The organism is Arthrobacter sp. ZGTC412 (assembly GCF_002929215.1).
In the GTDB taxonomy this organism is placed as follows: Bacteria; Actinomycetota; Actinomycetes; order Actinomycetales; family Micrococcaceae; genus Arthrobacter.
This window is the reverse complement of record NZ_PJII01000003.1, coordinates 276,848-289,698: the sequence shown is the minus strand read 5'-3', so window position 1 is coordinate 289,698 and position 12,851 is coordinate 276,848. Positions and strand designations below refer to the sequence as shown.

Sequence of the window (12,851 nt, the reverse complement as noted above, 5' to 3'; positions counted from 1 at the left end):
TTCACCCCACCGAATCCTTTTTTCCCCGGCCCAGCAGCCACTCCCGGTGCTCGGCCATCTGTTCCCGCAGCGCGTGCACAACGGCCGCCACTGCGGGACGCCGCAGCGAGTCCGGCCGCAGCACCATCCAATACGGCAGCAGTTCGGCGATCTCGGACGGCAGCAGCCGGACCAGGTCGTTGTGCAGGTCGCCCATGAAGCAGGGCAGGAAACCGATCCCGGCTCCGGCGCGGGTCGCCTCCACATGGACGAAGACGTTGGTGGAGGTGAGTCCGTCGCGCATCGCGGGCACCAGCCGGCGCGGCGCGTCCAGGTCATCCACCTGCAGCATCGAATCCACGAAATAGACCAGCGGGTGTTCGTTTAGTTCGGTCACGGTAGTGGGGGTCCCGTGCTCGTCCAGGTAGGCGCGCGATGCGTACATCCCCAGCATGTATTCGCCCAGCCGCACGGCCTCGGCCCGGTGCACCTGCGGTTCGCCCACCACCACTTCGATGTCCAGGCCCGAGCGCTGCTGCAGTGCCCGCCGGGTCATGGTCACCACCTCCACGCACAGCCCCGGGTGGTCGCGGCGCAGCCGCGCCACGGCGGGCGCGGCGATATAGGCGCTGAACCCGTCGGTCGCCGTCATGCGGACGACGCCGGTAATCGGGTCGGGTGCCTGCCCGGCGGCTCCCAGCGTGCCCATCACAGCTTCCACCTTCTCGGCGACCTGCACAGCCTGGGCACCAAGCTCCGTCAGCTCCCAGCCTCCGGTGGCGCGCGCCAGGACCCTTCCCCCAAGTGCCTTCTCCAAGGCTGCTATCCGCCGTGAAACGGTGGTGTGGTTGAGTCCCAACGCCTGGGCCGCCGTCGTAAATTTTGCGGAGCGGGAAACCGCAAGGAGTACCAGCAAGTCATCCGGGTTGGCTTTCATATCTGCAATTCTGCACGCACGTAGTGCTGGATTAGTCATTGTATGGGCATGTCTGTGCAGTAATACTCAGTGAAGCCATCATTGCTGCGATCACGGCACGTGTCATCGTGGACACCAAGGAGCTTGCTATGGAAAACACTTTGAACGGACGTAAGGCCCTGGTTACTGGCGGTGCCAGCGGAATCGGCGCCGCATGCGTCCGGGAACTGGCGGCACGGGGAGCGAAAGTGGTGGTGGCCGACGTCGACTCGTCCGGCGCCGCCGCGCTCGCAGACGAGGTGGGCGGCACCGCCTGGACCGTTGACCTGCTGGACGTGCACTCGCTTGCTACCCTGACCCTGGACTGCGACATCCTGGTGAACAACGCCGGAATACAGCGCATCAGCCCCATCGAGGATTTCGATCCGGTGGAATTCCGCCGGATTATCGCCCTGATGCTGGAGGCACCGTTCCTGCTGATCAGGGCTGCCTTGCCGCACATGTACACCAATGGGTTCGGCCGCATCATCAACCTGTCCTCGGTGCACGGGATCAGGGCCTCACCGTTCAAGAGCGCCTACGTCTCGGCCAAGCACGGCCTGGAAGGGCTCAGCAAGGTCACCGCGCTCGAAGGCGGTGACCACGGTGTCACGTCCAACTGCATCAATCCGGGGTATGTGCGCACGCCCCTGGTGGAGAAGCAGCTCGCGGACCAGGCCCAGGTGCACGGCATCCCTGAGTCCGAGGTGCTGGCCAAGGTTATGCTCACCGAGTCCGCGATCAAACGGCTGGTGGAGCCCGAGGAAGTCGCGTCACTCGTTGCCTGGCTGGCCTCGGACCAGGCCGGCATGGTGACAGGCGCCAGCTACACCATGGACGGCGGCTGGTCCGCCCGCTAGCTGCGCCCGCCTGCAACCCTCGCCAGCTGAATTGGCCGCACCAGCGGCTAGTCCAGCTTTTGGAGCTGCCGGTGATCGTAGAAGAAGACTCCCTGGGCGGTATCCACACCCGCGGATGTCCCCTGCAGGAAAACCACCACTCCCTCGCGGCGGCCCTTAAAGGGATCGTCGCCCACTACGGCGTCGCCGATCCTGTAAGGGGACTGCGGGGTGAAGATCCTCCATGCCCCGCTCCACAACCGGGCCGCGACCGAGGTCAGGCTGACAGGCCGGCCCATACTGGACAGGTCCTGGACAACTGCTTTGACCATGCGTACCAACTCCTTGCGCGCGGCCTTCAGCCGCTGCCTGGCGGTGCAGGTTAACCGGAACGCTCCCAGCGTGAGGACGGCCCTCCAATTCCGGCTGGCACCTTACTCCTAAGGTAGGCGCAATTCACAACAGTCACACCAGTAACAGGTACTCGCTTTTTCGTAGCGCCCCTACTTGCTCGCGGCTGGTACCTGCTCGGCCTGGTCTTACGGTCCGCTCCGACTGCTGTTCAGCGCTGGCCGTTGACGATGTCGTCGGCGTTCTCGAACGCCCAGGCCACAAGGGGCACCAGGAGTGCGCTCAGTTCGTACCCGCGTTCGGTGAGTCTGTAATCCACCCGCGGCGGAATGACGGGCTGGGCTGTCCGAGTGACAAGGCCGTCGCGCTCAAGGGTCTTGAGGGTCTGGGCAAGCATCTTCTCGCTGATGCCTTCGGCCCGGCGCCGCAAATCGCTCCAGCGCTGCTCGCCCTCGGACAGGGCCAGCAGGATCAGGACTCCCCACTTGCTGGTGATGTGGTCCAGGACGGTGCGGCTGGGGCACCCGGCCGGGAAAACGCCGTCGGCAAGGGCAACCGGAAGCGGTGCTGCGTGACCCGTCCGGGTATCGGCACTAACTTTCATGTCAGTACCTTACCTGAAAGTGCGTACTCTCCTTCGGGAAGTATTTCGGAAACGCTGCGGTTGTGCTCCCTGACAGACACCGAACGGAAGGAAAAACATGAGCATCGTCATCACCGGAGCAACCGGCCAGCTGGGCCGCCACGTCGTCGAGGCCCTGCTGGAGCGCAACGTTCCAGCGCAGGACATCGTGGCCGCGGGCCGTTCCGTCGAAAAGATCGCAGATTTGGCGGAGCGCGGCGTCCAGGTCAGGAGCATGGACTACGCGGATGCAGCCTCCGTAGCGGCAGCCTTGAAGGGCGCCGCCAAAGTACTCCTCATCTCCGGCAGCGAGGTGGGCCAGCGGGTGGAGCAGCACCGTACCGTCATTGAGGCGGCGAAGGAGGAGGGTGCTGAGCTGGTCGCGTACACCAGCATCGCCAACGCGGATACCACCGGGATGAAGCTCGCCGCCGAGCACCAGGCCACGGAGGCTATCCTGCAGGAAGCCGGCGTTCCTTTCGTCCTGTTGCGCAACGGCTGGTACCTGGAGAACTACACCGATCAGCTGCCCGGCACGCTGGCGCAGGGTGCCATCGCAGGCAGCGCCGGGGAGGGCCGGGTCAGCGCAGCGTCCCGCGCGGACTATGCCCACGCGGCAGCCGCAGTGCTGGTTGCCGACGGCCAGGCCGGCCGGATCTATGAACTGGGCGGCGATGAACCGTTCACCATGGCGGAGCTTGCGGCCGAGATCAGCGCCGCGGCCGGCCAACACATCACCTATCAGGACCTCCCGGCGCAGGAATACGCCGGAATGCTGGCCGGCTTTGGTGTGCCCGAGGCGTTCGCGGAAATCCTCGCCGACTCCGACCTGGGGATTGCCCGCGGCGACCTCCTGGTGAGCTCCGGCGACCTGCGCAAGCTGATTGGACGGCCGGCCACTTCGCTGGCGGAAGCGGTCCGTTCGGCCGCTGCCACTGCGTAGCTGTTGCCGCGAAGTAGCTGCCGCGTAGCCGCCGCCACTCCATAGCTGCGGCCGTACACGAGCCTGGCTGCCCGGCCTCCCCGGCCGGGCAGCCAGGACTTGGTGCCCGTGACCGCCAGGGAGCTGCCAAGTCCAATCATCAGCGCCCCGCCTGTTGCCTCCACGGCTGAGATCCGGCGGACTGACCGGGCAAACCACTGGCGTGCCGAACTTGCACCAACTGCCCGGCCGCGTTATCTTAACTTCGGGAGGCGCTGGTTGAGCCCCTGATCCTGCTTACTGGCTCCTGCGGGCTTCGGCGACCCGGGCTTCGGTGACCACCGGCAGCTGCGAGGTCTCGTCCACAAGGTCGGCCCGCCGTCGTCCGTCACCCTTGACCCACAACCGGTAGGCAAGGACCAGGAGCGCCAGCCAGGCCCCGCCCACGTAAAGCGCGATCCTTGTGTCTTCGAAGGCGCCCAGGACGGCGATGACCAGTGCCATAAAGGCAATGGTGAGCAGCGAAGCGGCAGGCCACAAGGGCGATGGGAATTCCGACGCCGGCAGGCCGGTTCGTGCAATCTCCCGCTTCATCGCCACATGGGAGGCAAGGATCATCACCCACACCCAGACGGTCGCGAACGTGGCTATCGAGGCGATGAGGACGAAGACGTTTTCGGGAATCACGGCGTTCAGGACCACGCCCACAAGGAGGATTCCGGCCATCATCACCACTGTCATCCAGGGGACACCGTGCCTGGATACCTTGCCGAAGGCCGCGGGTGCGTGGCCCTGCCGGGAGAGCCCGAAGAGGATGCGGCCCGCGCCGAAGATGTCGCTGTTGATTGCGGAGAGTGCCGCCGTGATGACCACGGCGTTCAGGATGTGCGGTGCGGCGGGGATGCCCAGTCCGCTAAATATCTGCACGAACGGGCTGCCGTTGCTGCCGATTTCGTCCCACGGGAAGAGGCTCATGAGTACACCCAGTGTCAGGACGTAGAACAGCAGGACACGCACCGGGACGGTATTGACCGCTTTGGGGATGACCTTTTTCGGGTTTGCGGCCTCGCCCGCCGTGATGCCGAGAGTCTCGATCCCACCGAAGGCGAACATCACCACCGCGAAGGATGCCAGCAGCCCTTCAAAGCCAAACGGGAAGAAGCCGCCATGGTCCACGAGGTTTCCGAGGCCCGGCGCAACGGTTGAGCCACCCGTCTGGAAGCCGAACGCAACGATTGCTGCGCCGCCGGCGATCATGGCGATAATGGCCACGACCTTGATCAGCGAGAACCAGAACTCCAGCTCACCGAAGACCTTGACGCTGAGGAGGTTCAGCGCGGCCAGGAAGAAGATAATGGCCAGGATCCAGACCCAGCGCTCCACCTGCGGGAACCAGAAGCCCATGTAGATGCTGAACGCCGTGACATCCGCGATGGCCACAATCGCCATTTCGAAGACGTAGGTCCAGCCGGTGACAAAACCTGCCAACGGGCCCAGGTAGCGGCTCGCGTACTGGCCGAAGGAGCCGGACACCGGGTGCCGCACGGCCATCTCGCCCAGCGCCCGCATCACCATAAACACTGCCGCGCCACCGATGATGTACGCCAGCAATACAGCCGGCCCGGCCTTTTGGATTGCTGAGGCCGACCCGTAAAAGAGGCCGGTGCCGATCGCCGAACCGAGGGCCATGAAGCGGATGTGGCGTACGTTCAGTCCCCGGTTAAGGACGCTTCCGACGGCGGCAGTGGCGGTTTGTCTCCCGGCCGGACTTTCGCTCCTGGCAGGGCTTGGTGCTCGTTGCATACAAATACCTTCTCGTCTTTGGGAGGGGAGCCGCTAACCAGCAGACCACTTTCGGAAGCGACGTGATGAGTCTCACGGGGTGTTGGTGTCTTTGATTCCAGACGGAGTGCTGCTTCTGCTTTCCGGCTCGGGGTTGTACAACCCTTGACTCAATGCTGGCTTTTCCTTACTTTGAAGGGCCTGCTGTTGAGTCCGGCGAAGGGCGGGGGCAGAACTGCTCGAGGACTATCCCGATACCCGCAGCCCAAAGGAGATCGAGTATGAAAGCGATCGTGCAGGACGTCTATGGGTCAGCAGACGTGCTCGAGGTGCGGGACATCGAGCGGCCGGTCCCCGGTGCCGGCGAAGTGCTGATCCGGGTGCGGGCAGCCGGCGTCGACCAGGGCGTGTGGCACCTGATGACCGGGCTGCCGTATCTGGTCCGGCTTTTCGGGTACGGCCTGAAGAAGCCCAAGGTTCCTGTGCGGGGCAGGGAGGTGGCCGGCGTTGTGGAGGCTGTGGGAGGCGGCGTAACCCGCTTCGCTGCTGGTGATGAGGTGTACGGCACTTGCGATGGGTCCTTCGCGGAGTATGTCTGCGCGAAGGAGGACAAGGTGGCGCGGAAGCCCGCCAACCTCTCCTTCGAGGAAGCGGCCGCGGCACCCATTAGCGCTGTCACCGCCCTTCAGGCTGTCCGGGACGCCGGTGAGCTCACCGTGGGCCAGAAGGTGCTCATCATCGGAGCGGGCGGGGGAGTTGGCTCCTTTGCAGTTCAACTGGCCAAAGCTTTTGGCGCAGAGGTCACAGGAGTCTGCAGTACCGGCAAGGCGGAGCTCGTGCGGTCCCTGGGTGCGGATGCAGTTATTGATTACACGAAGTCCGATCTTGCGGGCGGCGGTGTGCTGTACGACGTCATCCTCGACACCGCCGGCAACCGGCCGCTGTCCGTCCTGCGGCGTGTGCTTGCGCCAAAAGGCACCCTGGTTCTTATCGGAGGCGAGATGGGCGGCAAACTGACAGGCGGGTTTGAGCGGTCACTGGGTGCGCCGTTCGCTTCGCTTTTCTCCGGCCAAAAGTTCAAGGGGCTTGTCGCCAAGGAAACACATCTGGATCTCGAAGCCCTGACGGTTCTGTTGGAAGCGGGCAGTGTGAAACCCGCCGTGGACAAGGTCTTTCCCCTTTCTGAGGCACCCGCCGCCGTCACTTACCTGCACGAGGGGCAGGCGCGCGGCAAGGTAGTGGTTTCAGTCTGAGCGGGAGCCGCGGAGCGGTGGTATTCGACCGCCTGCGGTCCGGCCTGCAGGGTCGCGAGGAGGGGCTCGAAAAGTGCGTTAATATCCTTTCCAAGGAGCCGCACCCAAGGCCCCTATTTTTAGCGCCGTGGTGCCCGCGGGGTGGCTGCAGCAGCACGGGCCACAGCTTCGATGGCGGCACGGTGCGCCGCCCATTCTTTGGGGCTGCGCTGGGTCAGGTTGGGATCCCCAGGGCGTTGCCCAGCGGCCCCGTCAATCAGTTCGCGCAGGATGTCGGCGTGGCCCAGGTGGTGGGCACGCTCGGCCACCATGTGGACCAGGATCTGGTGCAGGGTGACGTTACGCCGCTCCTCCGGCCACCATGGAACGCTGCCAGCAGCGCCACAGGCAGGGCCTCGATGGTTGCGTCGCTGTGGTCAGCTGCGAAGTGGTGCAGGTCGATGATGTCCTCGCGGGACTCGTCAGCCGTCGCCCACATATCTGCGTCGGGACTTGCGTCGTCGTCCTGCCACGGGAGGTGCCGCCCGCTGGGACGACCGAAGACCTCGCCGAAGTAGCCAAGCTCCACGCTCGCCACATGCTTGACCAAGCCGAGCAAATTGGTGCCGGTGGGCGTGAGGGGCCGGCGGACGTCGTACTCACTCAGGCCATCCAGCTTGGCCAGGAGGTTGTCGCGCCTGACCCGCAGATAGTGATGAAGTGTCTCTTTTTCGTCCATAACGGGACTCTATCCAACGGCTGGGACGCCAAGACGTTCTGCCATGTCCTTGACCTGTCTCGTATTAGAGACAGGCAGGGCGTTTTGGTGTGCCTCAGGCGGTCAGCGAAAGCGCAAGCTTAAGTACGGGATCCCGGATAGTGCCGGGGTATCGAGACGGTAACTAAGGAGGACCCGGTGTTGGCTATGGAAGCGAGGCCGCAGGCCGGCAGCGAACCAAGAAGCATCACAAAGGTGACATCGAAGGTGCCCGCTGCCGAGAACACCCTGCGCATCCTCAAACTGCTGGCCTCCCGGCGGGGGCCAATGGCGGCGTCGCAAATTGCCTCCTCCCTCGGGTTGCCCCGGTCCAGTGTTTACCACCTGCTGGGCGTAATGGAGGCAAACGGTTTTGTGCTCCATCTCCATGAGGAGCAGCGGTACGGGCTGGGCATCAGCGCCTTCGAACTTAGCTCCGCCTATTCGCGGCAGGAACCTTTGTCCCGGCTGGGCCGGCCACTGCTCGCCTCCTTGGTGGATGTACTCGGGGAGAGCGCGCACCTCGCAGTGCTCCACGGACGGGATGTGCTCTACATCGTGGAGGAGCGGGCGAAAAACCGTCCGTCGCTGGTGACCGATGTCGGCGTTCGCCTCCCAAGCCACCTCACCGCCAGCGGGCGGGCTATCCTTGCAGCCCTGCCCAAGTCGCAGGTTCGGGCGCTGTACCCGAACGCCGCCGCCTTTACCGCCCGGCATGAGGTGGAAGGCGCCATCATGAAGTACTCAGCGCTGTCCTCCCATCTCGACCAGGTGAGGCAGCGCGGCTACGCCACTGAGCACGGGGAAGTCACCCCGGGCTTCGGCTCCATTGCCGCCGCCGTAACAGATCACACAGGATGGCCGACGGCGGCAGTCGCCGTTACGTTCCTCGAGGACAAATTGCCCGCCCAGGAATGGCCGGTGCTGGCCGGCCGCGTCCAAAAGGCGGCCGACGAACTGTCGGCCCGGCTCCACGGACGCCCGGGAAAGTAGCAGCCTCACCCCTCATATGCCCTATCACTTAGGGTCCCCAAACGAGGCCTTTGGCGACCAAAAGTGATGGCGCAACCGGGGCAGGTAAAGCGTCTGGCATCCCGGACAGCACCCTCCTGAAAGCCCTGTGAAGCCCGACCGCAAAAGGCTTTAGTTGATACAGAACCTCTTTCACACCACAGACGCAACAAGAAAAGGAGCCATCATGGCACCCGCCGATTTCACCACCGGTGCCCGCCCGGTCAAAGCAGCCCGCGGCACTGAGCTCACCGCCAAGTCCTGGCAGACGGAAGCCCCACTGCGCATGCTCATGAACAACCTGGACCCCGAGGTGGCCGAACGCCCTGATGACCTGGTGGTCTACGGCGGCACCGGCCGGGCCGTCCGCTCGTGGGCAGCGTTCGACGCCATCACCCGCACCCTGGAAACCATGGAAAAGGACGAAACCCTCCTGGTCCAGTCCGGCAAGCCGGTAGGTGTGTTCCGCACCAACGAGTGGGCACCCCGGGTCCTGCTGGCCAACTCAAACCTCGTGGGCGACTGGGCCACCTGGCCTGAATTCCGCCGGCTCGAAGCCGAGGGACTGATGATGTACGGCCAGATGACCGCCGGTTCCTGGATCTACATCGGCACGCAGGGCATCCTGCAGGGAACCTTCGAGACGTTCGCCGCGATCGCCCGCAAACTGACCGGTGACGAAAACGGCACTCTCGCCGGCACGCTTACCCTCACCGGCGGCTGCGGTGGCATGGGCGGCGCCCAGCCGCTTGCCGTCACGCTGAACGACGGCGCCTGCCTGATCGTCGACGTCGACGAGACCCGCCTGCGCCGCCGCGCCGGCAAGCGCTACCTCGACGAAGTGGAAACCGACCTCGACGCCGCCATCGCCAAGGTAATGAAGGCCAAGGAAGAGCGCCGAGGGTGGTCCGTAGGCTACGTGGGCAACGCTGCCGAGGTGTTCCCCGAAATCCTGCGCCGGCACAAAGCCGGCGAGCTGACGGTGGACATCGTCACCGACCAGACCTCCGCCCACGATCCGCTCTCCTACCTGCCCGAGGGCATTGCTGTGGAAGAGTGGCACCGCGAAGCCGAAGCAGACCCCGAAGGCTTCACCAAAAAGGCCCAGGCCTCCATGGCCCGCCACGTTCAGGCGATGGTCGAATTCCAGGACGTTGGCGCCGAGGTCTTCGACTACGGCAACTCCATCCGGGACGAAGCCCGGAAGGGCGGCTACACCCGGGCGTTCGAATTCCCCGGCTTCGTCCCGGCCTACATCCGCCCGTTGTTCTGCGAGGGCATGGGCCCGTTCCGCTGGGTAGCGCTCTCCGGCGATCCCGAGGACATCGCCGTTACGGACCAGGCCATCAAGGAGCTCTTCCCGGACAACAAGCACCTGCACCGCTGGATCGACGCCGCCGGTGAACGCGTAGAGTTCGAAGGACTGCCCGCCCGCATCTGCTGGCTCGGCTACGGCGAACGCGCCAAGGCAGGCCTGCTGTTCAACCAGCTCGTCAAGGAAGGCAAAGTCAAGGCACCGATCGTCATCGGCCGCGACCACCTGGACTCCGGCTCCGTCGCCTCCCCGTACCGTGAGACCGAGGCCATGGCGGACGGCTCCGACGCCATCGCCGACTGGCCGATGCTCAATGCCTTGCTCAACACCGCCTCGGGTGCTACCTGGGTATCCCTGCACCACGGCGGCGGCGTCGGCATCGGCCGCTCCATCCACGCCGGCCAGGTCTCGGTGGCCGACGGCACCGACCTCGCCGCCCAGAAACTGGAACGCCTCCTCACCAACGATCCCGGAATGGGCGTCATCCGGCACGCCGACGCCGGCTACGACCGCGCGCTCGACGTCGCCAAGGAACGCGGCGTCCGCATCCCGATGCAAGAGAACGCACCCAAGACCCGCTAAGCACTCATCGATTGCTCCATAACGGCCGTTTTCAGTCCCGAAAAGTGCACCTACGGAGCAATCGATTCCCCACCAGCCCTAGAAAAGAAGTGACCATGACCATCACAACCCACGAACCGCTGACCGTCACCCTCGGCTCCAGCGGCGTTACGCCCGAGGATGTCGTGGCCGTCGCGCGCCACAACGCCAAGGTGACAATCTCGCCGGAAGCCCTCGAGACGGTAGCGAAGGTCCGCGCCCACATTGACGACCTCGCCGCCAGCGACGTTCCGGCCTACGGTATCTCCACCGGCTTCGGCGCCCTGGCCAACCGCCACATCCCCAACGAGCTGCGCACCCAGCTGCAGAAGAGCCTGATCCGCAGCCATGCCGCCGGGATGGGCCCGGCCGTGGAACGCGAAGTGGTGCGGGGCATCATGTTCCTGCGCGCCAAGACCCTCGCCTCTGGCCGCACCGGCGTCCGCCCTGTGGTCCTGCAGACCATGGTGGACGTGCTCAATGCCGGCATCACCCCGCTGGTGCGCGAGTTCGGTTCGCTGGGCTGCTCCGGTGACCTCGCCCCGCTGTCCCACTGCGCCCTGGTCCTGATGGGCGAGGGCGAAGCGGCCGGGCCCGACGGCGAGCTCTACGGCACAGCCGGCCGCCCCGCCGTCGCGGAACTCTTGGCCCAGCAGGGCATCGAGCCGGTCACGCTCGCCGAGAAGGAGGGCCTGGCACTGGTCAACGGCACCGAGGGCATGCTGGGCATGCTCCTCATGGCTATTGCGGACCTTCGCCAGTTGCTGACGACGGCGGACATCACCGCCGCGCTGAGCGTCGAGGCCCTGCTGGGCACCGACCAGGTGTTCCTGCCGGAGCTTCACGCTGCGCTGCGTCCTCACCCGGGGCAGGCGGCAAGCGCTGACAACATGCTGCGCGTGCTGTCAGATTCACCGATCGTGGCATCCCACAAAGTGGGGGACTCCCGCGTGCAGGATGCCTACTCGCTCCGCTGCGCCCCGCAGGTAGCCGGTGCCGTCCGCGACACACTGGACCATGCAGCCCTGGTGGCTTCCCGCGAGCTGGCCGCGGCGATCGACAACCCGGTGGTCCTGCCCGACGGCCGGGTCAGCTCCAACGGCAACTTCCATGGCGCCCCGGTGGCCTACGTCCTGGACTTCCTGGCCATCGCCGTTGCGGACCTGAGCTCCATCGCAGAGCGGCGTACGGACAGGATGCTGGATCCCGCCCGCTCCCACGGCCTGCCTGCCTTCCTCGCTGCTGACCCGGGCGTGGACTCCGGGCTCATGATTGCCCAGTACACCCAGGCGGGGCTGGTCTCGGACAATAAACGGCTGGCTGTCCCTGCCTCCGTGGACTCCATTCCGAGTTCGGCCATGCAGGAAGACCACGTCTCCATGGGCTGGCACGCCGCCCGCAAGCTGCGGAAAGCGGTGGAGAACCTGCGGCGGGTGCTGGCGATCGAGCTGGTGACGTCGGCCCGTGCCCTGGACATCCGCACGCAACTCTCCGGTGGAGTGCTGACACCGGGACCGGCGGGCACCGCCGTCGTAGCTGCCCTGCGAGGGGTGGTGGACGGGCCGGGAACGGACCGCTACCTTTCCCCGGAACTTGAAGCGGCGGACCGGCTCGTCAAAGCAGGGGAGGTGCGCCGGGCAGCCGAATCTGCGGTTGGTCCGCTCGTCTGAAAACGAAGAATCTTCAGCACAGAAGTACAGAGCGTCCGCCTGGTGAAATTTACGACGACACGGTCATCGGGGGGACGAGGAGTGTAGTAGAACTGAAGGTGTAGTAAAAGTCACATCAAAGAGGCTGTGGCGCGGAACGCATACAAAGGGGTAGAAGTTCAAATGAAAGCACGTGGGGCAGTCTTATCGAGGCGCAGTGCCCATTCCGCCGCGGTTTCCGACTGGAGGACTCTTCAGGCCGGGGAACGCGTCGAGATCATCAAGCAGGCGCACGTGGTAGCCACCGGGGAGGTGGAAGAAGTATCCCAGAGCGGGAACGTTCTGTGGCTCGTGCCGGCTGGTCCGTCCGAGAAGGAGCTCTTTTTGAAGTCCGACGGCGTGCAGGTACGCCGCGGCTGACAGTCTCAGCAACCGCAAACAAAAGTCCCCGCCACTGCTCGACGCAGGGGCGGGGACTTTTGTTTGTGCGCGGAGAGGCATCCGTCGCAAACTGTCAGGCGGCGATGGCCTCGTAGGTCTCACCGAAAGGCACTGATTCATCCAGCGCTACCGTGTAGCGTCCCGGACGGAGCCGGGTGACAAGGATGCCGCATGCGGCGTCCTTGGCAGCTACCTCGATCAGCTCAGCGACTGCCTCTTCCAGGCCAGCGTGCATTGCGCCTGCAGTGGAAAACTCCAGGTCGATGGTCTGGCTCAGCGGCTCTTTCGTGGAGACGAAAGAGGCCGGAACGCGTTCCAGAGTGGCTGTAGACATGTACTGAACTTTCTGTGGTTTGTCCCCCAGGGCCTACCAAGTCTACCGGGTGCCCTGCCTAA

12 protein-coding genes and 1 pseudogene are annotated in these 12,851 nt (G+C 65.0%); 7 read left to right on the top strand and 6 right to left on the bottom strand.

Annotation, left to right across the window (positions count from 1 at the left end; genetic code table 11):
- Position 1: 1 nt before the first annotated feature.
- Complete coding sequence (locus CXQ88_RS06330; protein WP_104043298.1) at positions 2-916, bottom strand: LysR family transcriptional regulator; 915 nt, start codon at positions 914-916, stop codon at positions 2-4.
- Between the two features lie 128 nt (positions 917-1,044).
- Between CXQ88_RS06330 and CXQ88_RS06325 the strand changes: the two genes are divergently transcribed.
- Positions 1,045-1,794, top strand: coding sequence for a 3-hydroxybutyrate dehydrogenase (locus CXQ88_RS06325; RefSeq protein WP_104043400.1), 750 nt, complete (start codon positions 1,045-1,047; stop codon positions 1,792-1,794).
- Positions 1,795-1,841: 47 nt separating this feature from the next.
- Here CXQ88_RS06325 and CXQ88_RS06320 read toward each other — a convergent pair whose 3' ends face one another.
- Both CXQ88_RS06320 and CXQ88_RS06315 read right to left on the bottom strand, forming a co-directional pair.
- Positions 1,842-2,105: a hypothetical protein gene (locus CXQ88_RS06320; protein ID WP_104043297.1), complete on the bottom strand. Its 264-nt coding sequence runs from the start codon at positions 2,103-2,105 to the stop codon at positions 1,842-1,844.
- 230 nt (positions 2,106-2,335) lie between these two features.
- Entirely contained in the window at positions 2,336-2,728 is a 393-nt protein-coding gene (locus CXQ88_RS06315) for a winged helix-turn-helix transcriptional regulator (protein ID WP_104043296.1), read from the bottom strand.
- A 97-nt stretch (positions 2,729-2,825) separates the two neighbouring features.
- On the opposite strand from CXQ88_RS06315, the gene CXQ88_RS06310 reads away from it, so the two are divergent.
- Positions 2,826-3,689 carry an SDR family oxidoreductase gene (locus CXQ88_RS06310; protein ID WP_104043295.1) on the top strand — a complete coding sequence of 288 codons (864 nt, stop codon included), beginning with the start codon at positions 2,826-2,828 and terminating at the stop codon, positions 3,687-3,689.
- Positions 3,690-3,965: 276 nt separating this feature from the next.
- On the opposite strand, the gene CXQ88_RS06300 is transcribed toward CXQ88_RS06310, so the two are convergent.
- Complete coding sequence (locus CXQ88_RS06300) at positions 3,966-5,471, bottom strand: amino acid permease (protein WP_104043294.1); 1,506 nt, start codon at positions 5,469-5,471, stop codon at positions 3,966-3,968.
- A gap of 260 nt (positions 5,472-5,731) precedes the next feature.
- Between CXQ88_RS06300 and CXQ88_RS06295 the strand changes: the two genes are divergently transcribed.
- Entirely contained in the window at positions 5,732-6,703 is a 972-nt protein-coding gene (locus tag CXQ88_RS06295; protein ID WP_104043293.1) for an NAD(P)-dependent alcohol dehydrogenase, read from the top strand.
- A 119-nt stretch (positions 6,704-6,822) separates the two neighbouring features.
- On the opposite strand, the pseudogene CXQ88_RS06290 reads toward CXQ88_RS06295, so the two are convergent.
- Positions 6,823-7,421 (bottom strand): annotated as a pseudogene (locus CXQ88_RS06290) (DinB family protein).
- 186 nt (positions 7,422-7,607) lie between these two features.
- On the opposite strand from CXQ88_RS06290, the gene CXQ88_RS06285 reads away from it, so the two are divergent.
- The 4 genes from CXQ88_RS06285 (at position 7,608) to CXQ88_RS06270 (ending at position 12,434) form a co-directional block, all read left to right on the top strand.
- A complete protein-coding gene (locus CXQ88_RS06285) occupies positions 7,608-8,432 on the top strand; it encodes an IclR family transcriptional regulator (protein ID WP_104043292.1) in 825 nt (274 codons plus the stop codon).
- A 205-nt stretch (positions 8,433-8,637) separates the two neighbouring features.
- A complete protein-coding gene (locus CXQ88_RS06280) occupies positions 8,638-10,347 on the top strand; it encodes a urocanate hydratase (protein ID WP_104043291.1) in 1,710 nt (569 codons plus the stop codon).
- Between the two features lie 95 nt (positions 10,348-10,442).
- Positions 10,443-12,035: a histidine ammonia-lyase gene (gene hutH, locus CXQ88_RS06275; RefSeq protein WP_104043290.1), complete on the top strand. Its 1,593-nt coding sequence runs from the start codon at positions 10,443-10,445 to the stop codon at positions 12,033-12,035.
- Between the two features lie 162 nt (positions 12,036-12,197).
- On the top strand, positions 12,198-12,434 hold the full coding sequence (locus CXQ88_RS06270; RefSeq protein ID WP_104043289.1) for a hypothetical protein: 237 nt from the start codon (positions 12,198-12,200) through the stop codon (positions 12,432-12,434).
- A 94-nt stretch (positions 12,435-12,528) separates the two neighbouring features.
- Here CXQ88_RS06270 and CXQ88_RS06265 read toward each other — a convergent pair whose 3' ends face one another.
- Positions 12,529-12,789, bottom strand: coding sequence for a hypothetical protein (locus CXQ88_RS06265; RefSeq protein ID WP_104043288.1), 261 nt, complete (start codon positions 12,787-12,789; stop codon positions 12,529-12,531).
- Between the last annotated feature and the right edge of the window lie 62 nt (positions 12,790-12,851).